At 69.6% G+C, this 25,444-nt stretch carries 21 protein-coding genes; 9 read left to right on the top strand and 12 right to left on the bottom strand.

Going from position 1 to position 25,444, the window contains the following annotated elements; translation table 11 throughout:
- Positions 1–151: 151 nt before the first annotated feature.
- The gene (locus QWI33_RS15395) at positions 152–319 is read right to left on the bottom strand and encodes a hypothetical protein (protein WP_289958030.1); all 168 of its coding nucleotides are present in this window, start codon (positions 317–319) and stop codon (positions 152–154) included.
- Positions 320–638: 319 nt separating this feature from the next.
- Here QWI33_RS15395 and QWI33_RS15390 point away from each other — a divergent pair, with 319 nt between their 5' ends.
- Positions 639–1,523, top strand: coding sequence for a peptidoglycan-binding domain-containing protein (locus QWI33_RS15390; RefSeq protein ID WP_289958029.1), 885 nt, complete (start codon positions 639–641; stop codon positions 1,521–1,523).
- 170 nt (positions 1,524–1,693) lie between these two features.
- On the opposite strand, the gene QWI33_RS15385 is transcribed toward QWI33_RS15390, so the two are convergent.
- The 5 genes from QWI33_RS15385 to QWI33_RS15365 all read right to left on the bottom strand — a co-directional run bounded on the left by QWI33_RS15385 (position 1,694) and on the right by QWI33_RS15365 (position 9,303).
- A complete protein-coding gene (locus tag QWI33_RS15385; RefSeq protein ID WP_289958028.1) occupies positions 1,694–2,425 on the bottom strand; it encodes an arginase family protein in 732 nt (243 codons plus the stop codon).
- A 209-nt stretch (positions 2,426–2,634) separates the two neighbouring features.
- On the bottom strand, positions 2,635–3,855 hold the full coding sequence (locus QWI33_RS15380) for a S8 family peptidase (RefSeq protein ID WP_289958027.1): 1,221 nt from the start codon (positions 3,853–3,855) through the stop codon (positions 2,635–2,637).
- Between the two features lie 310 nt (positions 3,856–4,165).
- The gene (locus QWI33_RS15375) at positions 4,166–5,335 is read right to left on the bottom strand and encodes a S8 family peptidase (protein WP_289958026.1); all 1,170 of its coding nucleotides are present in this window, start codon (positions 5,333–5,335) and stop codon (positions 4,166–4,168) included.
- A 232-nt stretch (positions 5,336–5,567) separates the two neighbouring features.
- Complete coding sequence (locus QWI33_RS15370) at positions 5,568–7,118, bottom strand: S8 family serine peptidase (protein ID WP_289958025.1); 1,551 nt, start codon at positions 7,116–7,118, stop codon at positions 5,568–5,570.
- Positions 7,119–7,518: 400 nt separating this feature from the next.
- Positions 7,519–9,303, bottom strand: coding sequence for an ABC-F family ATP-binding cassette domain-containing protein (locus tag QWI33_RS15365; RefSeq protein WP_289958024.1), 1,785 nt, complete (start codon positions 9,301–9,303; stop codon positions 7,519–7,521).
- A gap of 170 nt (positions 9,304–9,473) precedes the next feature.
- On the opposite strand from QWI33_RS15365, the gene QWI33_RS15360 reads away from it, so the two are divergent.
- The 5 genes from QWI33_RS15360 to QWI33_RS15340 all read left to right on the top strand — a co-directional run bounded on the left by QWI33_RS15360 (position 9,474) and on the right by QWI33_RS15340 (position 16,246).
- A complete protein-coding gene (locus QWI33_RS15360) occupies positions 9,474–11,321 on the top strand; it encodes an ABC transporter ATP-binding protein (RefSeq protein WP_289958023.1) in 1,848 nt (615 codons plus the stop codon).
- 8 nt (positions 11,322–11,329) lie between these two features.
- Positions 11,330–13,123, top strand: coding sequence for an ABC transporter ATP-binding protein (locus QWI33_RS15355; protein ID WP_289958022.1), 1,794 nt, complete (start codon positions 11,330–11,332; stop codon positions 13,121–13,123).
- Positions 13,124–13,205: 82 nt separating this feature from the next.
- Positions 13,206–14,384, top strand: a complete 1,179-nt coding sequence (locus QWI33_RS15350) for a hypothetical protein (RefSeq protein WP_289958021.1) — start codon at positions 13,206–13,208, stop codon at positions 14,382–14,384.
- 110 nt (positions 14,385–14,494) lie between these two features.
- Positions 14,495–15,133, top strand: a complete 639-nt coding sequence (locus tag QWI33_RS15345; protein ID WP_289958020.1) for a hypothetical protein — start codon at positions 14,495–14,497, stop codon at positions 15,131–15,133.
- A gap of 120 nt (positions 15,134–15,253) precedes the next feature.
- Positions 15,254–16,246: an endonuclease/exonuclease/phosphatase family protein gene (locus QWI33_RS15340; protein WP_289958019.1), complete on the top strand. Its 993-nt coding sequence runs from the start codon at positions 15,254–15,256 to the stop codon at positions 16,244–16,246.
- 7 nt (positions 16,247–16,253) lie between these two features.
- Here QWI33_RS15340 and QWI33_RS15335 read toward each other — a convergent pair whose 3' ends face one another.
- Positions 16,254–16,991, bottom strand: coding sequence for an SDR family oxidoreductase (locus QWI33_RS15335; RefSeq protein WP_289958018.1), 738 nt, complete (start codon positions 16,989–16,991; stop codon positions 16,254–16,256).
- A 112-nt stretch (positions 16,992–17,103) separates the two neighbouring features.
- On the opposite strand from QWI33_RS15335, the gene QWI33_RS15330 reads away from it, so the two are divergent.
- Positions 17,104–17,391: a DUF1905 domain-containing protein gene (locus QWI33_RS15330; RefSeq protein ID WP_353895488.1), complete on the top strand. Its 288-nt coding sequence runs from the start codon at positions 17,104–17,106 to the stop codon at positions 17,389–17,391.
- 107 nt (positions 17,392–17,498) lie between these two features.
- Here the strand turns inward: QWI33_RS15330 and leuA are convergent, their stop codons facing one another.
- The 3 genes from leuA to QWI33_RS15315 form a co-directional block, all read right to left on the bottom strand.
- On the bottom strand, positions 17,499–19,142 hold the full coding sequence (leuA, locus tag QWI33_RS15325; RefSeq protein ID WP_435367588.1) for a 2-isopropylmalate synthase: 1,644 nt from the start codon (positions 19,140–19,142) through the stop codon (positions 17,499–17,501).
- Positions 19,143–19,466: 324 nt separating this feature from the next.
- Positions 19,467–20,045 (bottom strand): nitroreductase family protein, encoded by a 579-nt coding sequence (locus QWI33_RS15320; RefSeq protein ID WP_289958015.1) that lies wholly within the window; start codon positions 20,043–20,045, stop codon positions 19,467–19,469.
- Between the two features lie 187 nt (positions 20,046–20,232).
- On the bottom strand, positions 20,233–21,006 hold the full coding sequence (locus tag QWI33_RS15315; RefSeq protein WP_289958014.1) for a hypothetical protein: 774 nt from the start codon (positions 21,004–21,006) through the stop codon (positions 20,233–20,235).
- Positions 21,007–21,135: 129 nt separating this feature from the next.
- On the opposite strand from QWI33_RS15315, the gene QWI33_RS15310 reads away from it, so the two are divergent.
- Positions 21,136–22,401, top strand: a complete 1,266-nt coding sequence (locus QWI33_RS15310; RefSeq protein ID WP_289958013.1) for an aspartate kinase — start codon at positions 21,136–21,138, stop codon at positions 22,399–22,401.
- A 2-nt stretch (positions 22,402–22,403) separates the two neighbouring features.
- Entirely contained in the window at positions 22,404–23,471 is a 1,068-nt protein-coding gene (locus tag QWI33_RS15305; RefSeq protein ID WP_289958012.1) for an aspartate-semialdehyde dehydrogenase, read from the top strand.
- Between the two features lie 59 nt (positions 23,472–23,530).
- Here the strand turns inward: QWI33_RS15305 and QWI33_RS15300 are convergent, their stop codons facing one another.
- Both QWI33_RS15300 and QWI33_RS15295 read right to left on the bottom strand, forming a co-directional pair.
- Positions 23,531–24,286, bottom strand: coding sequence for a DUF2705 family protein (locus QWI33_RS15300; RefSeq protein ID WP_289958011.1), 756 nt, complete (start codon positions 24,284–24,286; stop codon positions 23,531–23,533).
- Positions 24,287–24,311: 25 nt separating this feature from the next.
- Positions 24,312–25,283 carry an ATP-binding cassette domain-containing protein gene (locus tag QWI33_RS15295; RefSeq protein WP_289958010.1) on the bottom strand — a complete coding sequence of 324 codons (972 nt, stop codon included), beginning with the start codon at positions 25,281–25,283 and terminating at the stop codon, positions 24,312–24,314.
- Positions 25,284–25,444 lie beyond the last annotated feature (161 nt).

Here is a 25,444-nt window from a genome sequence, read left to right as displayed (position 1 = left end):
CGCAGTCGACGACTACGACGAGGTCGACCAGGACAACGCCGCACTGCTCGAAACCGTGGACACGATCCTGCTCGGCGCGGTACCTCGAGTACTCCGGATAAGAACTCCGCACCAGGCATGAGCCGTGTAACCCGATATCCGATTAGCTTCGTCAGAGCCGGTAATCGATCATTGGGTCAATCATGGATGGTGTTGTGACCGTGCCGGTCTCGCGCTGAAGCGCCGTATGGAGGTCGGCGACCTCGCGTCGCCACTGGGGGCTGTCAGGGGCGTATTTGGCGGTCTCCGTGGAGATCGCGACTTCGACGGTCGAGGACATGGCCACCTCGCAGACGAGTGTCGCTCAATGATATTTGCCGGGCGCTCAGCGTGTTGGCCCGCGTACCGGGTGCGAATGCCGAAGCGCCCGAGGGCGAGCAGGGTGTGTCAACCTGAGCGCCCGATGGCGGGGTTGCGCATTCGCCGGAGCGCCCCGTGATTGGCCGGGTGTGCGTTGAGTTGGGATGAAATCTTCCCGAGATGAAGTTTTGTTTCACTGGGGGACTTCTCAACGAAAGATTTCTTCGATATGGTTCCGTGACACGAATGATGTCGCGTCGATCACACCCCTCGGTGCGCTCCTGGAAGGGACCCAACAGATGACCTCCCAACCGTCCGAAACACCTGACACCCGATCCCGGCGCTGGCTGCTTCGCCGCGCCATCATGGCCGCCGGTGGTATCGGTGCCGCCACCGTTCCTGCCGTGCTCTACGGGAACGCCGCCCACGCCGCCACCGCCGTCGACATGGAACTGGTGCTCGTCGCCGCCATGGTCGACCCGCCGAAGTCCGGCACCGGCACCACCCTGACCGCCGGGCCGCACGTCAAAGTGGTGGAGCAGGCCCTCGACGCCAAGAACTTCCTCGCCGCGGGCTCAGTGGACGGCCACTACGGCACCACGACCATCAGCGCCTACTCGGCCTACCAGAAGTCCTTGGGCTACACCGGACTCGACGCCAACGGCATCCCCGGCCCGACCTCGCTCGCGAAGCTCGGCTCCGACACCGGCCTGTTCACCGTGACCCGCGCGATCAACGTCGGGTCGAGCACGGATTCCTACGGCGGCAAGCGGGTCAACACCCGCACCAGGAACATGCTCGCCGCCGCCGACGCGAAGGTCTCGTGGAGCATCACGCTCACCCAGGGCTCCTACAGCACCGGCAACCCGAGTTCGGCCGGGACGCACGACGGCGGCGGGGTCGTGGACGTCAATGTCGGATCGATGACGGCGACGCAGCGCTGGCAGACCGTGAAGGCCATGCGCGACGTGGGCTTCGCGGCCTGGCTGCGCACGCCTGAGCAGGGGTTCAGCTACCACATCCACGCGAATGCGGTGGGCGACACCGACATGTCGGGTCCCGCGCAGCGGCAGGTGCACGACTACTTCTACGGCAAGAACGGTCTGGCGAGCCACGCCGCTGACAACACGCCGTCGGCATATCGAGGTACCTTCACATGGTGGGAGAAGTACAACCGCGGTTAGTCCCGCCTGAAGCCGAGCCGGCCGGTCGCGCCCCCGTGGACCGGTCGGCTCTCCTCCCACCGTCGCGGCTCGGCGCCGCGACACCGGTTGCGGAGCGCCGCTTCGGCACTCGTCGTTCAGCAGAGGAAGGGCGCCGTCCATTGCGGACGGCGCCCTTCGTCGTGTCCGGGTCAGTTTGCGGCGGTGACCAGGTCGTCGATGAGTTTGCGGACCGCGAGCGGCGTGCCCGATCCGGGGTGCCAGGTGCAGGCGATGGTCATGGCGGCGACCCTGCCGGTGGCGAGGACGCGCAGGGCGGCGTCGCGGATCTGGTCGGGGCTCGGGCCGGGGGTGACCGGGTAGCGCAGGCCGGGGACGGTGTCGGCGTCGATGACGTCGAGGTCGATGTGCAGGTAGATCGGCCCTTCAGGAGCTGCGGCGTCCTCGACGGCCGAGTGGGTGATGGGGCTGCCGGCGAGGTATTCGGCCTCGGGGGCGTCGAGGTCGCGGGCGTCGACGAGGACGATGCATTCGGGCGGGACCGGGGTGAGGCCGGTGGTGGCGGCGATCGCGGGGTCGCCGTCGCCGAGGAGGGTACGCAGCACCATGCCGCCGGGGTAGCCGGAGGCGCTGCTGCGGGACGTGTGGAGGTCGCCGTGGGCGTCGAACCACATGATCGACGGTTCGATGCCCTGGCGCTGGAGTCCCGCGACGACGCCGATGGCGACGGTGCAGTCGGCGGTGACGACGGTGGGGCGCTTGGCGGTGGCGACGGCGTCGCCGACGAGGTCGTAGAGGTCGGCGATGCGGGACCAGAACGTTCCGTCGGGCAGGTCCTTGGTCACGACGCGGTCGGCGACGACCGGGAACTCGTCATCGGATAGGCGCTCGTCGAGGTGGTAGGGCACCAGGAGCACGGTCATCGTCAAGCCTCCAGATCTCGATCGCGATGGCGGGCGTGGCCTGAGCCATTATTACCGGAACGCGGCCGTCGGCAACAAGTCTCAGTGGACTGTTTCATGGCCGCGGGAGGGTGCGGTGCCCGAGTGGGCGTTTTGCCCTGGAAATGCGGGCGCGCCGAAAGGGCCGGAGCGTTGCCGCTCCGGCCCTCGATCGATGCGTTCCTGCGGTGTCAGCCCAGGAAGGCGGTGTTCAGCAGCAGGTTGGGGCTGCCGTTCGGTTCGGTGACGACGTCCGGGAGGGCGCCGCCGGTGAGGGCGGTGGCGACCTCGTCGGGCGTGGCGCCCGGGTTCGACTCGAGGAACAGGGCGGCGACGCCCGCGACGTGCGGGGTGGCCATCGAGGTGCCCGAGATGGTCTTCTCGGCGTCGGCGCCGTCGATCCAGGCGGAGGTGATGCCCACGCCCGGGGCGAGGATGTCGACGCATTCGCCGAAGTTCGAGAACGAGGCGGCGGCGTCGTCCTCATCGGTGGCGCCCACGGTGATCGCGCTCGGCTCGGAGCCGGGGGACACGCCGCACGCGTCCTGGCCCTCGTTGCCCGCGGCGATCGCGAAGGTCACGCCCGACTCGACCGCGGCCGCGATCGAGTCGTTGAGGGCCTGGCTGAAGGAGCCGCCGAGGCTCATGTTGGCGACGGCCGACTCGCCGGCGTTCGCGGCGACCCAGTCGATGCCGCCGATGATCGCGGCGTAGGAGCCGGAGCCCTGGCAGTCGAGGACGCGGACCGGGCGGATCGTGACGTCCTTGGCGAGGCCGTACGTGGAGCCGCCGATGGTGCCGGCGACGTGCGTGCCGTGGCCGTGGCAGTCGGCCGGGTCGGCGTCGTCGTCGATGAAGTCGTAGCCGTCGCCGATGCGGCCCTCGAACTCCTGGTGCTCGAGGTTCACGCCGGTGTCGAGCACGAACGCCTCGACGCCCGTCCCGGACTGGGTGTACTCATAGGACTGGTCGAGGGGGAGCGCGTCCTGGTCGACGCGGTCGAGTCCCCACGACGGCGGGTCGGCCTGCACCTCTGAGGCGTGGGCCCACTGGTTCTGCTCGACGTAGGCGACCGCGTCGTCGGCGGCGAGTTCGAGCGCTTCGGCCTCGCTCATCTGGGCGACGTAGCCGTCGACGATGCCGAGGGTGTCCTCGACGTCGACCGTGACGCCGAGGTCGTCGGCGAGCGCGTCCAGGCCGCCTGCGGCCTGGACGCCCTGGTCTTCCATGACGACGATGTACTCGCCGGCGATCGCGTCGGGGGAGTCGGCGCCGATGATGTCAGGCGCGCCGGATGCCGGGATCTCTGCTGCGCCCGCGAATGCGGAGGCCGCGATGAGCGAGCCTCCGGCCGCCGCGGCCGCGATGCCGATCGCGGCGGCGGCTCGGATGCGCCGTTTCGTTCCTGCCATAGGAACTCCTTCGGTTGTGCGGGGCGTCCGCCTGCTTGGGGGCGGCCGTCCCCGGGGGGAGGGTGGTGCGGGCCTTCGGGGCGCGGACCGGGCGGGGGGCCCGGTCCGCTTCACCCGTCCGGGCCCAGCGGCTCTGCGACGGGCCGTCAGGCCCTGGCTGTGAGCGTAATCTCTAGAACAAACTGTGTAAACCCCCCGAATCACATCAACAGATCAGTGAATGAGCAAATCCCGCCTTTGGTCTAAAAGGGATAAACAGAGCGAGGCCTTGCGCTCACAGAGCGCAAGGCCTCGCGGGTCTTTCAGCGGGTTACAGGGTGTACAGGAGGCGGTTCGGGCTGCCGGAGCCCGCGCCGGTCACGACGCCGGTGGTGGCGTTCGAGGTGATCCACGAACTCACCGCTGAGGTCGACGCGCCCGGGTTGGCCTGCAGATACAGCGCGACCGCACCCGCGACGTGCGGGGAGGCCATCGAGGTGCCCGAGATGGTGTTGGTGGACGAGTTGCTGGTGCGCCACGCCGACGTGATGCTCGAGCCCGGCGCGAACACGTCGAGGCAGGAGCCGTAGTTGGAGTAGCTGGCCCGCGCGTCCGTGGAGGTGGTCGCGCCGACGGTGATCGCCGCCGGGGCCGAGGCCGGCGAGACGTTGCAGGCGTTCTGGTTCTCGTTGCCCGCCGCGACCACGAAGGTCACGCCCGAGTTCACCGCGGCGGTGACGGCGTTGTTCAGCGCCGCCGAGTACCCGCCGCCGAGGCTCATGTTCGCCACGGCCGGCTTGATCGCGTTGGCCGCGACCCAGTTGATGCCGTTGACGACGCCGGCGGTGGTGCCGGAGCCGGAGTTGTTGAGCACGCGCACGCCGTGGAGCGTGACGTCCTTGGCCACGCCGTAGATCGTGCCGCCGATGGTGCCGGCGACGTGGGTGCCGTGCCCGTTGCCGTCCTGCGGGGTCGAGTCGTTGGAGACGAAGTCGTAGCCGTTGCCGATGCTCCCGGCGAACTCGGTGTGCGTCGCGTTGATGCCGGTGTCCACAATGTAGGCGTGGACGCCCCGGCCGGTGTAGTTGTAGTTGTAGGTGCCGTTCAGCGGCCGGTTGCGCTGGTCGATCCGGTCGAGGCCCCAGGTCGCGTTCGTCTGGGTCGCGCTGATCGAGACGACCGCGTTCTGCTCGACGAAGGCCACGCCGTCCTCGGCGGCGAGCTCCTTCGCCTCGGATTCACTGGCCTCCATGAGGAACGCGTCGACCTCGCTGAAGGTCTCGACGACCTCTTCGCCCTCGATGCTCTTGACGGCGGTCGAGACGGAGGTGCCGTCCTCCAGGACGACGAGGTACTCGCCCGCGATGGCGCCCGCGGCGTCCTCGCCGACGATCTGGCCCTGCGCGGGCCGGGCTTCGGCGGCGGTGGCCGTGAAGGAGAGTGCGGTGAAGGCGGCGACGCCGATGGCGGCCGCTGCGACGGATCTGTGCTTGCGTGACATGGACATTGGGTCCCTTCGGGTGGTCCGGGCCGGTCCAGGGCCGGGACGGGATGAGGGTGGCGGGTGTAGCTCGGCTGGCGCCGTTGAGGATCGGAGCTCGATGGGTGCGGGGCCGCGGTGCGGGCCCTGGCGCGGCCTCCCGGCGGGCGACGGCTCCAGGTCGCACTGCCGGGACGCGACGCGACGGGGAGGGCCCGCCCGCGGTCACCCGCTATTCAGTTGTGCGGGGGAGTCACAGCTCGAGGGTCCAGGAGTTGAGCGTCCCGGTGTCCCCGGCGTAGGCGTCCACGATGCGCAGTGTCCAAGTGCCCGTGGAGGCCTCGCTGGAGAGGTTCACCGGGTAGGTGGCGATGACGTTGTCGGCCGAGTCCCCGCTCGAGGAGGTCTTGAGCGTGTAGCTCGTGCCGTCGGGGGCGATCAGGTAGATCGCGAGGTCCCCGCGCCAGGTGTGGGTGATGTTCACGGCCACGGTGCTGTTGCTGCGGGCGTTGCCGTCGCAGGTGAGCGCCTGGGTCGAGTTGACGGTGGCGCGGTCGGCGATCGGCGTGGCCGTCGACTTGGTGGCCTTGCAGTCGCTCGGGTCGGGATCGGTGCCGCCGCCGGTCCCGGTGTACAGCAGCAGGTTCGGGCTGCCCTGGACGTCCGAGATCTTGTTCTCGCTGGCGTTGCCCGTCACCCAGGAGGCGACGGCGCTGGTGCTGGCGGAGGGGTTGAGCCCCAGGTAGACCGCGACGGCCCCGGCGACGTGCGGGGAGGCCATCGAGGTGCCGGAGATGGTGTTCGTGGCGCTGTTGGAGGTGTGCCACGCGGAGGTGATGTTCACGCCCGGCGCGAAGACGTCGACACAGGACCCGAAGTTGGAGAAGTAGGCGCGGACGTCCGCGTTGTCGCTGGCGGCCACGGTGATAGCCGCCGGAGCGGAGGCCGGGGAGACGTTGCAGGCGTCCTGGTCCTCGTTGCCGGCCGCGACCGCGAAGGTCACGCCGGAGTTCACGGCCGCGGTGACGGCGTTGTTGAGGGAGGCCGAATACCCGCCGCCGAGGCTCATGTTCGCCACAGCGGGTTTGATCGCGTTCGTGGCGACCCAGTTGATGCCGTTGACGACACCGGCGGTGGTGCCGGAGCCGGCGTTGTCGAGGACGCGCACGCCGTGCAGAGTCACGTTCTTCGCGACGCCGTAGGTCGTGCCGCCCACCGTACCCGCGACGTGGGTGCCGTGCCCGTTGCCGTCCTGCGGGGTGGCGTCGTTCTGGATGAAGTCGTAGCCGTTGCCCACGCGCCCGGTGAACTCGGTGTGCGAGGCGTTGATGCCGGTGTCCACGATGTACGCGTGCACGCCCGAGCCGGTGCCCAGGTACTCGTAGCTGTTGCTCAGCGGCAGGTTCACCTGGTCGATGCGGTCGATGCCCCAGGTGGCGGGCGACTGCACGGCGTCGATGGAGACGACCGCGTTCTGCTCGACGAAGGCCACGCCGTCGGCGGCGGCCAGTTCGAGCGCTTCGGATTCGGAGGCGTCGACGAGGACGGTCTCGACCTCGGCGAAGTCGTCGATGACCGAAGCGCCCGCCTCAGCGGCGATCTCGTCGGCCTCGCGGTAGGCGGAGGCGCCTTCCATGACCACGAGGTACTCGCCGTCGATGGCGGTGGGGGCGTCGGCGCCGACGATCTGGGCTACCGGTTCAGCTTGCGCGGCAAGGCCGCTGAAGGCGACCGTGCCGAGTGCCGCCACGCCCACGAGGGACGCGGCCGCAATGCGGCGAAGGGAAAGTTGCGAGACAGTCATGGGGGTGGAACTCCCTCTCGGTTCAGACGGCCGATGCGCAAGGGATCAATGGGGCGCACCGCCGCACAGGGCGCGGTTCGGTGGAACCGGTCCCTTTCGGGCTTTCAACCTGAGGTTAGGGAAATCACAATGAATTGTGAAGACCCTGGATGAGGCCCATAAATCACTGAATGAAGAGTCGGTTACCAACCGGTATGGGAGCGTTCGGACCCGATAGAATATTCGGCTCCGTCACCGAGTCGCGACGCACCGAAGCCGCTGGCGACTACGGCAGCACCGCACACGAACCCAAGCGGCGCAACACAAAACGACGACGATCCGAGCGCAGTTCCAGCCGCTGCAGCGCTGCTCGGCTCAGGCGCCGCGACCATGGACCGCATGTGCAACGGCGCCTATGGACTCAGTCCGCGAGCTCCATCCAGCGCTCCTCGATCGCTTCCCGCTCGGTCTCCAAAGCGGTCACCTGATCCTGCAGCTCCCCGAGCTTCGCCGGGTCCGTCGCGTGCTCGGCCATGTCCGCGTAGAGCGCCGCGATCTTCTCCTCGACCTTCGCCAGGCGCCGCTCGAGCTTCGACAGCTCCTTCTGCGTCGCCCGCTCGTCAGCGGCCGAGGACTGCGGCGCGTTGCCGGGGCCCTTGCTCTTCGCCTGCGGCGCAGCGGACTTGTCCGCGCGGCGCTCCAGGTACTCCTCGATCCCGCGCGGCAGGTGCCGCAGCTTGCGGTCGCCCAGCAGCGCCCAGGTCTCGTCCGCGACCCGCTCGGTGAAGTACCGGTCGTGGCTGACCACGACCATCGTCCCCGCCCAGTCGTCCAGCAGGTCCTCCAGCTGGGTGAGCGTCTCGATGTCCAGGTCGTTCGTCGGCTCGTCGAGGAACAGCACGTTCGGCTCGGCCATGAGCAGCCGCGCCAGCTGCAGGCGCCGCCGCTGCCCGCCCGAGAGGTCGCGCACGAACGTGCGCTGCTTCCCACCGAGGAACCCCAGGCGCTCCGCGAGCTGCCCGGCCGACATCTCCTTCTTGCCCAACTGGACCCGCTTCGCCACGTTCTCGATCGCCTCGAGCACGCGCCAGGAGCCGTCCAGGTCCTCCATGTGCTGCGTGAGCCACGCCAGCTTCACGGTGCGGCCGACCTTGACGCGGCCCGCCGCCGGCTGCTCGTCGTCGAGCGCGTTCGCGAGCGTGCGCAGCAGCGAGGTCTTGCCCGCGCCGTTCACGCCGAGGAGCCCGACCCGCTTGCCCGGCCCGAGGATCCAGTCCAAGTGCTCCAGCAGCGTCTGGTCGCCGGCCTTCACCGTGACGTTCTCCGCCTCGAACACCGTCTTGCCCAGGCGCCCGGTCGCGAAGCTCACCAGCTCGGCGGTGTCGCGCGGCGGCGGCTCGTTCGCGATCAGCTCGTTCGCCGCGTCGACGCGGTACTTCGCCTTCCCGGTGCGCGCCTTGGCGCCCCGGCGCAGCCACGCGAGCTCTTTGCGCATGAGGTTCTGGCGCTTCTCCTCGGCCACGCTCGCCTGGCGCTCGCGCTCGGCGCGGGCCAGGACGTACGCCGTGTAGCCGCCGTCGTACTCGAACACGTTGCCGCGCTGCACATCCCAGATGCGGTCGCAGATCTCGTCGAGGAACCACCGGTCGTGCGTGACGACGGTGATCGCCGCCCGCATGGCGTTCAGATACGAAGCGAGCCAGGCGATCCCCTCGATGTCGAGGTGGTTCGTGGGCTCGTCGAGCAGCAGCAGGTCCGCGTCCTCCGACAGGACCCGGGCGAGGTCGACGCGGCGGCGCTCGCCACCGGAGAGCACCCCGATCCGCGAGTCCAGCCCTTCGGGGAGCACGGGCGCGTCGAGGCCGCCGAACAGGCCGGTGAGGATCTCGCGGACGCGAGGGTCGCGGGCCCACTCGTGGGCGTCGGCGTCGCCGAAGAGCTGCGCGCGCACGGTGGCGTCGTCGCGGAGCCCGTCGGTCTGGCCGAGCACGGCGATGCGGGTGCCGCCGGTGTGCACGACGCGCCCCGAATCGGGATCGTCGGTGCGGGCGATGAGGCGCAGCAGCGTCGACTTCCCGTCGCCGTTGCGGCCGACGACGCCGACGCGCTGGCCTGCGGCGATGCCGAGGGAGACCGCGTCGAGGACCACCTGGTCGGGGTAGGCCTTGGACACGGTTTCGAGGTTGACGAGATTGGGCGCTGACACGAGGCACAACACTACCCGCGGTGCCGGACGGTCGAAGGAGAGCCGGGTCGCGGCAGTGACGGGCCGGATCGCTAGGCCCTGCCGGGGCATGGGGATCGGGGCTTGCGAGCGCTTCCAGGCTCCGCTATGGTGTCGTGGAACAGTCATCATGACGTCATGATCGGATTTGTATGACACCCCCGAATGCCAAACCGGTGCGCTTCGAGGCCGGCCGGGCCGTGCTCACGGTCGTCAGGCTCCTGCCGCAGATCAGCCGGCCCCGGACCGCCGTCTTCGCGGTCACCACGGTCCTGGTGGCGGCGCTCCCGCTCGCCATGACCGTCGCGACCGGCCTCCTCATCGGCGCCGTGCCCGACGCCGCCGACGCCGGGCCCGGCTCGCCCGCAGCCCGCCACGCCTACCTGCTCCTCGCGGCGGGCGTCACCGCGCTCCTGCTCGGGCGCCTCGCCGACAACGTCCACCGCGCCAACGCCTACAACCTCGGCCGCGAACTCGAGCTGCTCCTCCAGGACCGCCTCGTCGCCGCCGTCGCCCGGCCCACCGGGGTCGCGCACCTCGAGGACGACGACGTGCTCGCGCTCCTGCGCATCGCCCGCCAGCTCGGCAGCGACCACGTCCGGCCCGAGCGCGCGGTCCGCGGGCTCGCGGCGATCGCCCCCGAGTTCCTCGCCGCCGCCGGGGCCTCGATCGTGCTGTGCTTCTTCAACGTCTGGGTCGGCCTCGCCTGGCTCGTGGCCTGGCCCGCGATCTTCATCGCCATGCAGCACGAGTACACGCGGGTCGGCAAGACCGCCTACCTGCGCTCCACCGAGATGCGCGAGAGCGAGTACATGCGCGACCTCGCCGTGACCTCCGAGCCCGCCAAGGAGATCCGCGTCTGGGGCCTCATGGGCTGGCTCCTCGAGCGGTACGACCGCCAATGGGCCGATCGGATGGCGTACTCGGGCCGGTTCCTGCGCCTGCGCGCCCGCACCGCCGTCGGCGTCATCGGCGCCCTGCTCGTGCTCACCGCCGCCACCGCGCTGCTGCTCGTCCAGTCCGGCCTCGACGGTGCCGTCGGCTTCGCCGCGCTCTCGGTGTATCTGGTCGCGCTGACCACGATGTTCAACTTCACCGCCTTCGACGACGTGGCTGCGTTCCTCGCGCTCGGTTCGCTGCCCGTGCCGAAGGCCCTCGCCCTCGAATCGGAGCTGGTCGCCGACGAGCGCCCCGTCACCGCCGAGCTCCCCGCCGCCGCCCCCGAGCAGGCCGTGCGGTTCGAGCGCGTCGACTTCGCCTACCCGGGCTCCGAACGGCCCGTGATCGGCGGGCTCGACCTGGAGATCAAGGCCGGGACCTCCCTGGCCGTGGTGGGCCACAACGGCGCCGGCAAGACCAGCCTCGTGAAGCTCCTCGCCGGACTCTACGAGCCCACCGGCGGGAAGATCACTGTGGACGGTGTCGACCTCGCCGGAGTCGACCCGGCGGTCTGGCGCACCCGCCTCTCGGCCCTGTTCCAGGACTTCACCCGCTACCAGCTCACGGTGCGCGACAACATCACCCTCGGCGCCCCGCACCTGGCCGGGGACATCGAGCGGATCTGGAAGGCCTGCGAGCCCATGGGCATCCGCGCCCTCATCGACTCGCTCCCCAATGGACTCGACACCGTCCTGTCGAGCGAGTACCAGGGCGGCACCGACCTCTCCGGCGGCCAATGGCAGCGGATCGCCCTGGCCCGCGCCCTGTTCGCCGTCCAGGCCGGGGCGAAGATCCTCATCCTCGACGAGCCCGCCGCCGCGCTGGACGTGCGTGCCGAAGCCGAGCTCTACGAGCAGTTCCTCGACATCACCGCGGGCCTGACCACGATCGTCATCTCGCACCGCTTCTCCACGGTGCGCCGCGCCGACCGCATCGTCGTCCTCGACGGCGGCAAAGTCGTCGAAGACGGCGGTCACGACGAGCTGATGCGCCTCGGCGGACGCTATGCCGAAGCCTTCACCCTCCAAGCCAACCGCCTCGCCCGGTCACCCCTCGCCTAGGAGCCCCCATGATCGACACCATCGCGAAACGCCTGCGCGGCTTGAAAGACGGCCTCGCCGTCGGCTACCGCTCGCACCCGAAGGCCATCACCGCCCTGATCGTCCTGGGCATCGTCCAGGCGATCCTCATGCCCCTGCTCGTCTACTCGACGAAGGTCGTCATCGACGCCGTCCAGGCCGGGAACGACCGGGAGGCCCTCCTCGCCGCGGCCGGACTCGGCATCGGCGTCGCCTTGATCTGGACCGTCGTCTTCGTCTACGTCAAGTTCGTGTTCCTCGTCCTCGACCACACCGCCCGCGCCTCGGACCGCGAACTCATGGTGCTCATGGGCACACCGCCGGGACTCGACCACCACGAGCGGCCCGACTACCTCGACGAGGTCCAGTACATCCGCGAGAACCGCTGGCTCCTCGCCGGCGGCGTCAACCAGCTCGCCCAGTGGCTGCGCGCCATCGTCACCATCATCGTCGGCGGCGCGCTCCTCTTCCAGGTCCACCCGCTGCTGCTCGTGTTCCCGCTGCTCGCATTGGTGGCCATGGCGATCGCCCACCGGGCCGGCATGATCGAGGACGAGGTCTACGCGGCCACCAGCGAACCCGAACGCAAGCGCCGCCACCTCTTCGAGGTCGCCACGCTCGGCGAATCCGGCAAGGAACTGCGCATCTTCGGCTCCGCGGCGGCGGTCGCCGAGCGCCACCACGAGTCTGGAGCCGCCGTCGTCGCCGAACGCAACCGCGGCCAGTGGCGGGCCGCCCGGCTCGCCACCGGCGAAGGCCTGCTCTCCGCGCTCGGCATGGCCGCCGGGATCGGCATCGTCCTCTACCTCGCGATCCGCGGCCAGGCCACCGCCGGCGACGTCGTCCTCCTCGTCGGCCTCATCGGCATGGTCGCCGGGGCCGCCGCGAACGTCGCCTTCCAAGGCATGTTCATGGCCCGCCTCGCCAAGATGGGCGAGCGCATCGGCCGGCTGCGCGACTACGCCGCGCAGTCCAGCGGCCCGGCGGTGCCCTTCGACGTCCCCGAACGCCTCACGAACGGCATCACCCTCGAAGGCGTCTCCTTCTCCTACCCCGAATCCGAACGCCAGTCCCTCGACGACGTGGACCTGCACCTCCCCGCCGGGAAGGTCGTCGCGCTCGTCGGCGAGAACGGCGCGGGCAAGACCACCCTCGTCAAACTCCTGTCCGGTTTCTACCAGCCGACCGCAGGTCGCATCCGCGTCGACGACAACGCCCTGACCGATTTCGAAGTGGACGCCTGGCGCGAGCGCATCGGCGCGACCTTCCAGGACTTCACCCGCTTCGAGTTCACCGCCCGCGAGACGATCGGCATCGGCGACCTCAGAGGCGGCTTCGACGACGAGACCGTGCGCGCCGCAATGGTCCGCGCCGGAGCCGACGACGTCATCGACGACCTCCCCGCCGGACTCGACACCCGCCTCGGCACCCGCTGGGACGACGGCACCGACCTCTCCGGCGGCCAGTGGCAGAAACTCGCGATCGGCCGCGGCCGCATGCGAAGAGACCCGCTCCTCGTCCTCTTCGACGAGCCGACCGCCGCCCTCGACCCCCAGACCGAGCACGCCCTCTTCGAGCGCTTCGCCGAAGAGGTCCACGCGGGCCGCCAGCGCGGCACGGTCACCGTCCTCGTCTCCCACCGCTTCTCCACGGTGTCGATGGCCGACCTCATCATCGTCCTGGAGCAGGGCCGCGTCGCCGAATCGGGCACCCACGACGAACTCATGGCCCGCGGCGGCGCCTACGCGGAGCTGTACTCGCTCCAGAGCTCCGCCTACCGCTGACCGAGCCGAACACCCTACAATTCGCGAGGTCCCCGCCGAACACGGCCGGGACCTCGCCCTTTGCCCGATCGAAAGCCCCACAATGTCATACGAGACCCTTGAACCCCCGCGTTCCGACGGCCCCGCGGAAGCCCTCCTTCCCGGCGGCCCGCCCGAACCCCCGCTTCCCGATGGCCCGGTCGAACCCCCGCGAGCCGACCCGCAGATCTCCGTCGAGGCCGCGCCGGTCCCGAGCGCCGGCACTCCGGGATGGGCCGAGCCGGTCATGACCCGGACCGAGCGCCGCAAGTGCCCGCACTGGGTGCGGTTCGCCGATCTGAACACGAAGGGCCGCACGAGACGCGCGCTCGCCGTCCTGGCCATCTGGACGAGCTGGGCGGTCGTCGTGATCGGCCTGTTCGCAGGGCTCGCAGGCATGACCGCGGGGATCGAGAAGGGCGCCCAGCTGCCTGCCATCGGCGGGCTGGCGTTGGCCTGCGGTGCTGTGCTGCAAGCGGTCAGCGCTGTGGCGCTGGCGTCAGCGTGGAGACGGCTGCACCGCCCGAAGGACTTGGTGATCGGGCTCGCCGTGTCCGGATTCCTGGTGCATCTCCTGGGCTTGGCGCTGTTCCTGACGATCGTCGACTCGAAGCATCTGCTCCTCGCCGTCGCTGCGGTGCCGTACGCCTTGGTTCTGTGGCAGCTCATCGCATTCCGGAACTCGTTGTATGCCAGGGGCACCTGCCGGACCCACCCCGGTCTGCCGCCCGCGATCCGCGCCCTGCTGAAGGACGAGACGGCGCGGTTCCGCATTGCCGACTGCCCGCATCAGATCGCCTTCGGCGATCTCCGTGTCCGATACCGGGTCCTCTCCGTCGCGAACACCTTTCTGCTCATCGGATATATCGCCGCCGTGCTCCTCCTGTGGTCGGTGCCGGTCTCCCCGCCCTTCTCCTTCGAGGGGGACGAGTTCGTCCTCATCGCACTCGGAATACTGCTGCCGGTGGGAAACCTGTTCTCCCTCAGCGAGATCTGGACCCACTCGAAGCGCTACCACCGAGTTTCGCCGGGCATGTACGTCGGCGCTTTCACCGGTTACGCCATGACACTCCTCGCAGGACTGTGGGCCGGTCTCAGCATGCACCTGTCGCTCGCCGTCATCGTGCTGACGATCTATTGGGCTTCCAGCGCGGCATACGCGATGAAGCATCTCCCGCCCCGCTCCGAGTGCGCGTCCCTGCGTGAGCCGCCGCCCGTGGTCCAGAGGATGCTCAAGGCCTGATCGACCGATGGTGCGCTGCGTCGCGGGCCCGTGCGGGGTGTCGCTGTTCGTTAGGATGTTGAGACCCCCGGTCGCGAGGGGCCTCCTCCTTCGTTCTCGAAAGCGCCTGAATGGATCGCGAACCTGCTGAAGCGGCACTGCCCGGGCCGCTCATCACCGTTGAGCCGGCGCCGTTCGCGCCGGGCGCGGGTGAGGATCCGGGCTGGGCTCAGGGGCGCAGCGTCGCCTCGTTCAGGGGCGCTTCCCACCCGGCCGTCGCCCCGGGCGCGTGCCCGCACCGGGTCAGGGTGCGAGACCTCCAGGGCCCCAAGCAGATCGTGTGCTACCTGATCGCGGTGCCGGTGTACGGGTCGGCGCTCTTGTCACTCCTGAGCCTGCTGTTCGGGGGAGTGATGGTCGGCAAGGGGCTCGGCGACTCGGACACCGTGATGATCGTCTGCGGTGCCGTCATGGCGGTCCTCGCCGCGACCCTGGTGTTCGGATTCGTTGCGTGCGTTCGTGTCTGGCTCGGGCTGCACCGGCCCGGGCGCGCCGTCTGCGTGCTGAGCACGGTCGCGTCGCCGCTGATCCTGGCGTTCGTCGCGATGCTGGCGTTCGGGGGCGGGGGGCCGTGGCTGATGCTGCTCGTGGTGCCGCCGGTGGCGCCGATGCTCGTGCTCTGGTACTTCCGCGCGGTGCTGTACTCCCGGCGGACGTGCGGGAGCTACCCCTGGCTGCCGGCGAAGATCCTCGCGATGCGCAGGGTGTGAGGGCGCCGGACGCGTTGTCGGACCGCCGCCGTGGTCGGCGCGCTCAAGTCCCTGAAATGCTTGGCGCCCACCGCTCGGCCTCGTAGACTCCGGCCTGTCCGAGCCCCTTGCGGAAAGGCCATGGCTGTGCAGCGAACCGACAGTGAGCAGCGCGTTTCCGGGACTCCGCGGCGCCGCACCTATGCCTGGGCCGCGGTGGCGGGGTTCGTCGCCGCCGGACTGGCGGTCCTGTCCGATGCGGTTCGCTTGGACCATTGGACGCCGTTCGCCCAGGCCATCGCGTTCAGGCCCGTTCTCGTCGTCGTGCTGGCGATCGCGGGGGTGGGCCTGATGTTCGTCCGCCGCCCGGCCGTGCGCTGGGCTGCGGCCTCAGGTCTCCTGGCCTGCGTCCTCGCGGCCGGCTCCATGGCCCATCGGGCGGTCCCCGATCCGGGCCTGGAGGGCGCGACCGGGACGTTCACCGTGGCGACGATCAATGTCAAGGGCGGCAGTGCATCTGTCGAAGAGGTCGCCGCGGTGATCGTGAACAGCAGTGCGGACCTGGTGGCGCTTCCCGAAGCGGGCGAGGACTTCCGGCTCCTACTGGAGGCGGCTGTGGGGGACGGCTACACCGGCGTCAGCCTGCAGCTCTCGGATGAGGCGGTGGACGCGGTGTCGGTGCTGTACCGGACCGACCTGGGCGCGGTCTCGGCCGAGGCGTCGACCGCGGGCTCGTTCCCGATCTGGGAGCTCTCCGGCGGCGAGCTCGGCTCGCTGCGCTTCCTGGCCTTCCACGCCTACCCGCCGCTGCCGTTCGCCGCGGACAGCTGGCGCGGTGACCTGCAAGGGCTCCAAGGGTTCTGCGATCGCGACACGGCGATCATCGCCGGGGACTTCAACGCGACGCTCGACCACAGTGCGCTGAGAACCGCCATGGACGGCTGCACCGACGCCGCCGCATCGACCGGCGACGGCCTGCACGGCACGTGGCCCGCGAGCGCGCCCGGCCTGCTGCGCACCCAGATCGACCACGTCTTCACCACCAGCGGCCTGCAAGCCGACTCGGTGGAGTTCACGGAGATCGAAGGCACGGACCACCTCGCGGTCGTCGCCCAGATCGCGGTCGCGCCCTAGGGGACCGCTAGTCCATGTTGTGGCCGCCGTTGACCGTGATCCGCTGCCCGGTCACGAAGCTCGCGGCTTCTGACGCCAGGTACGAGACCGCGGCGGCGATGTCGTCGGGCTTGCCGATGCGGCCCATGGGCACCTCGGCCACGTACCCGGCGAGGTCGGCGTCCGTGAGTTCGCCGTGCCGCTCGACCGGCACCCAGCCCGGTGCGACCAGGTTGACGGTGATGCCGTCGGCCCCCAGTTCCCGCGCCCACGTGCGGGTGAGCCCCCACTGCGCGCCCTTCGCGGCGTTGTACGCGGAGAAGCCGGGCAGCGCGCGCTCGAACATGTCCGACCCGATCTGGACCACGCGCCCGCCGCCGGCCGCGCGCATGTCCGCCAGGACCGCGCGGAGCAGGAGCGTGGGGCTCTTGACGAAGAACGCCAACTGGTCCAGGTGGTCCTGCCACTCGAGCCGGTCGAGCGGCACTTCCGGCTGCGGGCCGGTCGCGTTGGCCACGAGCACCGTGACGGGCCCGAGTTCGGCGCGGACGCGCGCCGTCATGTCCTCCACCGCGGCCTCATCGGTCACGTCGCCGCCGAACGCCGCAGCGGTCCCGCCCGCCCCGCGGATGTCGGCGACGACCTTCTCGGCGCCTTCGCGGCCCTTCGCGTAGTTGACCGCGACGGCGAACCCGTCGGCGGCGAGCCGCCGCGCGATGACGGCGCCCAGGCCGCGCGAAGCACCGGAGACGAAAGCGACGGACATGAACTACCTCCAGCTGGATGCGTGTTCGGCGAGAATAGGTCATACCATTGCGGTGCCGGAGGGCGGCGCCGACGAATCCCGTCCTGCGGATCACGGCGCCTATGCTCAGGTCATGGAACTGGAGTTCAGCGGCGAGGTCTGGTACTGGCGCGGGCCCGCACCCTGGTACTTCGTGACCGTCCCCGAAGCGGGCTGCCGAGAGCTGGCGTCGGCGTCCGAAGTCGTCAGCTACGGCTGGGGCATGGTGCCCGTGACCGCCGGCATCGGCGCGACCTCTTGGACGACCTCCTTGTGGCCCAAGGACGGTGCGTATATCGTCCCCTTGAAGGCGGTGGTCAGGAAGGCGGAGGGAGTCGACGAAGGCGAGACGGTGACGATTCGTCTGACCCTCGATCTCTGACCCGCGGGGAACGCCTGCGACGGCGCCGGCGCAGGGCTCGGACCGCGGCAACGCCGCGGGGCGGACCGCTTTCGCAGTCCGCCCCGATGTCGTGCTTCGAAATCCGGTTACGCCCGGTTGTACGCGCTCGCGACCGCTCGCATCGTGGCCAGCACGATGTTCGGGTGGACGCCTGCGCCCCATACGGTGCGGCCGTCGATGGCGCACTCCACATAGGAGGCGGCCTGGGCGTGCTGGCCGGCGGACAGGGCGTGCTCGGCGTAGTCCAGGACCTCGACGTCGACGCCGACCGAGGACAGCGCGTCGGTGAACGCCGAGAGCGGGCCGTTGCCGGTGCCGGAGACCTTCTGCTCCACCCCGTTCAGCACGATGTGCGCGTCCAGGGTCAGCGTCTCTCCGGTGTAGACGGTGGTGTGGTCCTCGACGACCAGGCGCGGCGTGGGCTGGTACTCCGGGTGGTACTCGCGGCGGAAGATGTCGTGGATCTGCTGCGTCGAGACCTCCTTGCCGGAGGCGTCGGTGTGCCGCTGGATCGCGCCGCTGAACTCGATCTGCATGCGCCGCGGCAGGTCGAAGCCGTACTCGCTCTGCATGACGTACGCGACCCCGCCCTTGCCGGACTGCGAGTTGACGCGGATGACGGCCTCGTAGGTGCGGCCGACGTCCTTCGGGTCGATCGGCAGGTACGGTACGCCCCAAGTGAACTCGTCGACCGGGATGCCCGCCGCCTCGGCGTCGGCCTCCAGGTGCGCGAAGCCCTTCTTGATGGCGTCCTGGTGCGAACCGGAGAACGCCGTGTACACCAGGTCCCCGGCGTACGGGTGCCGCTCGGGCACCGGCAGCTGGTTGCAGTACTCGACGGCGCGCTTGATCTCGTCGATGTTGGAGAAGTCGATGGCCGGGTCCACACCCTGGCTGAACAGGTTCAGGCCCAGCGTGACCAGGCAGACGTTGCCGGTGCGCTCGCCGTTGCCGAACAGGCAGCCCTCGACGCGGTCGGCGCCGGCCTGCACGGCCAGCTCCGCGGCGGCCACGCCGGTGCCCCGGTCGTTGTGGGGGTGCACCGAGAGGATCAGGGATTCGCGGTTCGGCAGGTTGCGGTGCATCCACTCGATCGAGTCGGCGTACACGTTCGGGGTGGCCATCTCGACGGTGGCGGGCAGGTTCACGATCAGCGGCCACTCGGGGGTGGGCTGGATGACCTCGGCGACCTTGGCGCACACCTCGACCGCGTAGTCCAGCTCGGTGCCCGTGTACGACTCGGGCGAGTACTCGTAGCGGACGGCCGTGTCGGGGGTGTGCATCTCGGCGTACTTCAGGCACAGCCGCGCGCCCTGCGTCGCGATGTCGGTGATGCCGTCCTTGTCCAGGCCGAACACGACACGGCGCTGCAGCGTCGACGTCGAGTTGTAGAAGTGGACGATGGCCTGCTTGGCGCCGCGGATGCTCTCGAAGGTCCGCTCGATCAGGTGCTCGCGGCACTGGGTCAGGACCTGGATGGTGACGTCGTCAGGGATGAGGTCCTGCTCGATCAGCTGCCGCACGAAGTCGAAGTCGGTCTGCGAGGCGGAGGGGAAGCCGACCTCGATCTCCTTGTAGCCCATGCCGACCAGCAGCTGGAACATCTTCTTCTTGCGGTCGGGGGTCATGGGGTCGATCAGCGCCTGGTTGCCGTCGCGCAGGTCCACCGCGCACCAGATCGGCGCGGTCTCGATGATCTTGTCCGGCCAGGTGCGGTCGGGCAGCGCCACCTTGAACTGGGAGTGGTACGGCTGGTAGCGCTTGGCGCGGTCTGCGAAGGAAACGGCGCTCGTGGAAACGGCGCTGCTGGAAGACGTGGAAGTCACGGATGCTCCTGTGGAGGTCGCTGGTGGTCTGAGTCGCTTCTGACTGATCCAGCCGGCATGCGAAAACCCGCGACGAGGAGCCGACCTAGTTGGCCCCGCCGCGGCAGCTAAGGAGCATCGTGAACCGCATGACCCCGAGAGCTTACACCGCAGGTGTGACTCAGGTCGACTTCGACGCCCGAATGATGGGACGGCACCGCTTTGACACGGCGCCGGCCCACCGCCGCCTTACGGGTGGATGAGCAGGTCGTCGACAGCGAGCCGGGCGCGCGGGGCCCGGTCCGGGCCCGCCACCGCGTCGTCGAGGCCGGCCGGGTCGCCCGGCAGGCCGATCGCGACGACAACGGTCGGCACCAGCGACTCGGCCAGGTCGAACTCGGCGGCCAGCGCCGCGGCGTCGAAGCCGGCCATCTGGCGGACGGTGAGCCCTTCGGCGGCGGCCTGGAACGTCAGGTGCGCGATCGACTGGCCGAGGTCGTAGGCGGCGTGCGAGAGCGGGCCGCGGTCGTTGGCGTCGGTCCGGACGGCGACGAGCAGCGCGGAGGACTGACCGGCCCAGTCGCGGTTGCCGCGGTTGAGGGTCTCGACTACGCGCTTGAACTCGCCGGTGTCGCGCCGGGCGAGGAGGAACCGCCACGGCTGCGTGTTCCCAGCGCTCGGGGCCCAGCGGGCCGCTTCGAGAAGGGCCGCGACCTGCGCCTCGGTGAGGTCGACGCCGGGCGTGAAGGCGCGCGTGGAGTGGCGGGCGGCGAGCAGCGGGTGGATCGGTACCGCGGTCTGGGCGTGGCGGTCAATCGGTGCGGTCATGCGCGTTCCTTCGGATCTGGGTCTCGCACGGCGCGGCCGGCGCCGGGGACCCGGCGGGGCGCGTCTGCTGTCCGGTGGCGGCATCGCAGCGGTGCCGTCCTTGTAGCGGCGTCGTCGCTCGCCATCGTTCATGGTGCCACGAACAGGACGCGGGCCGCCTGCTCGTGTCGCCTTCCTTACTGTCGTTTCACTCTTCGGGCGACGGCGTCGGGGACGGCGAGGTCGCCGGCGAGGGCGTCCCGGTCGCGCCCGGCGCGGGCGTCGCCGACGGGTCCACGCTCGGGCTCGGCTCCACGGGCGCCTTGCGGCCCAAAGGCTCCGCGTCGCTGAGGTCCCCGGGAAGCTCGACCGTGGCGACCGCCTCGGTCGGCGCGCCCGCGAGCTCCAACGTCCCGAACGCACTGCTCTCGACCGACAGGACCGTCCCGTGCTCGTCCACGCACCACTCACCGGGCGGGATCGGCGGGTCGACCACCACGGTGTTCGGAGTGAGGGTGAAGCAGTCGCCGTCCTGCGCGATCGCGAACGGCAGGTGCCGGTCGAGCAGCTGCGGGAGCCATTCGACGAACGGGAGCTGCACCTTCGGGTCGTAGTCCTTCGGGATCTCACCGGTGATCCCCGCCAGCCGCACGCAGCGGCCCGCCGCGCACTGGAAGAACCCGCCGGTCGTCCACGCGACGCTGACGTCGACCGTGCCTCCGAGCGCCCAACTGGGCACGTCCACGCGCCAGGTGCCGTCAGCGGCGGCCCACACCGTGACCGTGCCGCCCTCTGACCACTCGTACTCCGCGGTGTACGTCTCGTCGAGGGCCTTGCTCACACGGCCGATGAGGGTCGCGCGGGCGCTGGCGCGCGGCGCCGCGTCCTCGGGCGTGTCGACGGCGGTCGCCGTACCGCAGCCCGCGAGCAGCACCACGAGCGTGAGCACCGCCACTGTCTTGCCGGTCCTAGTCCATGCCACCGCCCGATTCTCTGTCTCACCACCCAGAACGACCTGGCGACACACCGGTAAGCGCAGCTAAGGTGAGGTGGCCGCCCCCGCGAGGGCGGTTTCGAGTGACCTGAGACACGAGCGAGTGAGGTGAAATCCGTGGCGCTAGTCGTGCAGAAGTACGGCGGTTCATCGGTTGAGAATGCCGAACGCGTCAAGCGCGTCGCCGAACGAGTGGTCGCGACGCGAAAGCGCGGCGACGACGTGGTCGTCGTCGTCTCCGCCATGGGTGACACCACCGACGAGCTGCTGGACCTCGCGGCCCAGGTCTCGCCGGTACCCGAGCCCCGGGAACTCGACATGCTGCTGACCGCCGGCGAGCGCATCTCCATGGCGCTCCTGGCGATGGCCATCAACAACCTCGGCTTCCAGGCCCGGTCCTTCACCGGATCGCAGGCCGGGATGATCACGACCGCCGCGCACGGCGTCGCCCGCATCATCGACGTCACCCCCGGACGCATCCGCTCCTCGCTCGACGAGGGGTTCATCACGATCGTCGCCGGGTTCCAAGGCGTCAGCCAGGACACCAAGGACATCACCACGCTCGGCCGCGGCGGCTCGGACACGACCGCCGTCGCACTCGCCGCAGCACTGGAAGCGGACGTCTGCGAGATCTACTCCGACGTCGACGGCGTCTTCACCGCCGACCCGCGGATCGTGCCGAACGCGAAGAAACTCGACACGATCACCTTCGAGGAGATGCTGGAGATGGCCGCCTCAGGCGCCAAGATCCTGCACCTGCGCAGCGTGGAATACGCCCGGCGGTACGGGATGCCGCTGCACGTCCGTTCGTCGTACTCGACCAAGACCGGCACGATGGTGTCGGGTTACATGGAGGAGCTGCCCGTGGAGCAAGCACTCATCAGCGGCGTCGCGCACGACCGCTCCGAGGCCAAGATCACCGTCACCAGCGTCCCGGACAAGCCCGGCGCCGCCGCCTCGATCTTCCAGGTGATCGCCGACGCCGAGATCGACATCGACATGATCGTGCAGAACGTGTCGACCGCCGGGAACGGCCACACCGACATCTCCTTCACCCTCCCCAAAGAGGCCGGCCCCAAGGGGACCGAGGCGCTGAAGAAGCACCAGGCCGCGATCGGGTTCGCGAAGCTCATCTACGACGAGAACATCGGCAAGATCTCGCTCATCGGCGCCGGCATGCGCTCGCACCCGGGCGTGACCGCGAACTTCTGCCAGGCGCTGGCCGACGCGGGCGTCAACATCGAGATCATCTCGACCTCGGAGATCCGCATCTCCGTGGTCTGCCGCGACACCGACCTCGACGCGGCGGTGCGCGCGGTGCACGACAAATTCGAACTCGGCGGCAACGAAGAGGCCGTCGTCTACGCCGGATCGGGGCGATAGGCATGGCGCGCAAACTGAACGTGGCCATCGTCGGCGCCACCGGCGTCGTCGGATCGATCATGCGGCGGCTCCTCGCCGAGGAGCGCGTCAACTGGGGCGAGGTGCGCCTCATCGCGTCCGCGCGCTCGGCCGGCAAGGTCCTGCCGGTGGGCGACGAGAACATCGAAGTCCAGGCGATCAGCCCCGAGGCCTTCGACGGCATCGACATCGCGCACTTCGACCTGCCCGACGACGTGAGCGCCGAATGGGTGCCGGTCGCCGCCGCCAAGGGCGTCGTCGTCATCGACAAGTCCGCGCACTACCGGATGGACCCCGACGTGCCGCTGGTGTGCCGCGAAGCCAACCCGGAAGCCGCCGCCGTCCGCCCCAAGGGCATCATCGCGAACGCCAACTGCACCACCCTCGCGCTCATCCCGTCCCTGGCGGCGCTGAACGCCGAATTCGGGCTCGTGTCCATGAGCGTCGCCTCCTACCAGGCCGCGTCCGGCTCGGGCAAAGAAGGCCTCGAAGCCCTCTACGCCCAGTTCCAGAAGCTCGCAGGCGTAGACAAGGTCGGCACCGAACTCGGCGACGTGCGCGCCGTCCTCGGCGAGGACTTCAACGCGCCCTTCGGAGCGCCGCTGGCGCTCAACGTCGTGCCGAAGGTCGGCGGCTGGAAAGCGGACGGCTGGACCTCGGAGGAGCTGAAGGTCCGCAACGAGTCCCGCAAGATCCTCGGCCTCCCCGACCTCAAGGTCGCCTCGACCTGCGTCCGCGTACCCGTGGCCGTGGGCCACTCGCAAGTCGTGCACGCCACCTTCGAACGCGAAGTGACCGTCGCCGACGCCCACCGCGTCCTCGCCGCCGCCGACGGCGTCGACCTCGTCGACGACCCCGAGAACATGGTGTTCCCCATGCCGATCGACTCGGTCGGCAAGGGCGGCACCCAGGTCGGGCGCGTACGCCAGTCGATCGACTTCCCGAACTCACTCGAGTTCTTCGTCGTCGCCGACAACCTCATGAAGGGCGCGGCCCTCAACTCCATCGAGACCGCCGACCTCGTACGCCGCGAACTCGAAGCGAACGCCTAGCGACAACGGAACGGGCGGCCCGGGTTTCCACCCGGGCCGCCCGTTCTCCTTACAGGCCTCTACGCGTCGCGCTTCTTGAACAGGATCCACGCCGCCGCGATGATCAGCGCCGCGAAGACCGCGAACACGCCACCCGAACCCCAGCGACCGAAGAAGTCGAAGTCCGGCATCCCCTCACCCGACAACTCCGCCAGGTTCAGCGACATCAACCGCGCACCCGACGTGAACGGCAGGAACTTCACCACCGGCACCAGCCAGTCCGCCATCGGCAGGAACGACAGCCCGAAGATCAGGTTCTCGATGATCAGCGGCGCCAGGAAGATCACGACCAGCGCCGACGGCACACCCCGGAACAGCAGCCCCAGGCCCAGACCCGCCAGCGTGTAGATCAGCGTGTACAGCACGTACCCCAGCAGCGCCGACCGCAGCGGGTCCTCGAACAGCCCCGGCACCTCGCCCCAGAAGATCAGCATCGCCAGCGCGTTGAGCGCCATCGAGAACACCGTCACCGCGACCGTCACGACCGAGACCACCAGGATCTTCGACGCGATCAGCCGCGACCGCTGCGGCAGCGCCGTCAGCGTCGGCTGGATCGTCCCGTGCCGGTACTCGTGCCCGGTCGCGAAGATCCCGATGATCGCCATGAACACCGCCAGGAACGGAATCCCGAACGCCGCACCGCCGTTCAGGCCCGCCGCCACGGTCTCCGGAATCAGCGGGTCATCGCTCACCACGATCCCGGCGATCACCGGAATCGCCAGCGAGCAGAGCAGACCGATCCCGATGAGCCAGTAGGTCGAACGCAGCGTCGTCAACCGCGTCCACTCGAAACGAAGGGCGTCAAGCATTATCGGCACCACCGGTCTTGGTAGCAGGGGCCTGGGCGGGGGTCTTCGCAGAACCGGCGAGCGGCTCGGCCGCCACGAACTCCTCAGAGGACCCCGTTGCGGACATGAACGCCTCCTCGAGCGAGGCGCTGCGCGTGGACAGCTCCGACAGCTCCACGTTCTCGGTGAACGCCAAGTGCCCGACCGCGCCGATCTCCATGCCGGAGACCACCAGCTCGCCCTCCTTGCCCTTCGCGACCTCCGCACCCGCGCCCTCCAGCGCCGACACGAAACCGTCAGCCGAAGGACTGCGCACGATCACCGTCGACTGCGTGAAGTCACGCACGAACTGGTCCACATCGCCGTTGAAGATCATCGTGCCGCGCCCGATCACCACGAGCTCGTCCGCCATCAGCTGCATCTCCGACAGCAGGTGGCTCGAGACGAAGATCGTGCGGCCCTCGGCCGCGAGGTGCTTCAGCATGTCCCGCATCCAATGGATGCCGTGCGGGTCCAAGCCGTTCGTCGGCTCGTCCAGCAGCAGGATGCCCGGATCGCCCAAGAGCGCCTGCGCGAGGCCGAGCCGCTGCGCCATGCCCAGGGAGTACCCCTTCGGCTTCTTGCGCTTCACACTGCCGAGGCCCACGAGGTCCATGACCTCGTCGACCCGCTTGTCGCCCACGCCGTTGGCGCTGGCGAGCATCCGCAGGTGATTGCGGGCCGAGCGGGTCGGGTGGAACGGCTTCGCCTCGAGGAGGGTGCCGACCTTGTTCATGGGGCGGCGGATGTCGGTGAACGACTCGCCATCGAAGAGGGTCTGGCCCTCGCCGTGGTCGAGGCCGAGCATCAGCCGCATGGTGGTGGACTTCCCGGAGCCGTTGGGCCCCAGGAATCCGGTGACGACGCCGGGCCGGACGTCGAACGACAACTGGTTGACCGCGACGGTCTTCCGGTATCGCTTGTACAAGCCCTTCGCAGTGATCATCAGGCTCCAATCGGACTGAGGGGTAGGGCATCGTCGGCGGGACGGGTCCCTGCGACGCCGTCAGTCTATGAGGACGCGGGTCACTCCCGCACCGGCTCGCGGACCGATCTTCGCCTCATGCCGCAGGAGGAGCGGCAGGCGCGGCGCGGTACCGGGGTACT

It is taken from the genome of Glycomyces tritici (assembly GCF_030403505.1).
Note: the sequence above shows the minus strand (reverse complement) of the source record. Positions and strands in the feature narration are given on the sequence as shown.